At 69.7% G+C, this 877-nt stretch carries 1 pseudogene; it reads right to left on the bottom strand.

Going from position 1 to position 877, the window contains the following annotated elements:
* Window positions 1–22 precede the first annotated feature (22 nt).
* Window positions 23–754: pseudogene (locus LPZ50_RS25090) on the bottom strand (DUF3482 domain-containing protein); the annotation flags it as partial.
* Window positions 755–877: the final 123 nt, after the last annotated feature.

Raw genomic sequence — 877 nt, 5'->3', positions numbered from 1 at the left:
TGAAACACCCTGTCTAGGGCAGGGTGGCCACGCCCAGCGCCGCCACGTCCACCAGCAGGTCGGCCGCCAACTGCCAGGCGGCCTGGCTGCGTTCCTGGCGCTGGCGCGCCAGATCGTCGGACAGGCGATTCAACGTGGCGGCATGGCGGTCCAGCAGCATGGCCAGTTTGGCATAAAGCTGGCGCTCGCCATCCAGCGGCGGCGCCACGGTATCGAATTCCAGCGCGGCGTGCAGGCCCAGCCGCGCCATGGCGTCGCGCCATTCGTCGGCCCGGTGGCTGGGCGCGTTCACGAAGTTCAGCACCGGCAGCAAGGGGCGCCCGCAGGCCGCCAGCAGCGCGAGTTCGTCGCGGTGCTTGCTGAGCACCGGGTCGCGCGCGTCGATGACATACAGGGCGGCATCGCAATCCAGCATCTTGGCCAGCACGCGCGCTTCCTGCTCGTAGCGCCGGTGCGCCTCGGGCGTATCCAGAAAACGCCGGATGCGGGCCGGCCCGTCGTTGCGGGTGCCCGGCGCGTCGAGTTTTTCCAGGTATTCCAGCAGGGCGATGCTGTCCTCCAGGCCTGGCGTGTCAAACCATTCCAACGCCGGCCTGCCATCCAGGCGCAGTTGTGCGCCTTCCACGTGGCGCGTGGTGCCGGGGCGGTCGGCCACGTCGCCAAATCCGCTGTCGCGCGTCAGCGTGCGCAGCAGCGAGGTCTTGCCGGTATTGGTATGGCCCACCACGGCGATCTTCAGCATGGGTTCAGCCATCGCCTGTCTCCAGCCAGTGCATGGGCTTGTCGGTATCGCGCAGGACGTCTGCGGGCGCCATGCCGGCGTCGGCCAGCCGTTCGCGCCAGGCATCCAGCCGGGCCGGCTCGCCCGCGTTCGCCG

Origin of the sequence: Bordetella petrii (assembly GCF_020991325.1) — a bacterium.
Taxonomy (GTDB): domain Bacteria; phylum Pseudomonadota; class Gammaproteobacteria; order Burkholderiales; family Burkholderiaceae_B; genus Bordetella_A; species Bordetella_A petrii_E.
This window is presented reverse-complemented; position numbering and strand designations above follow the sequence as displayed.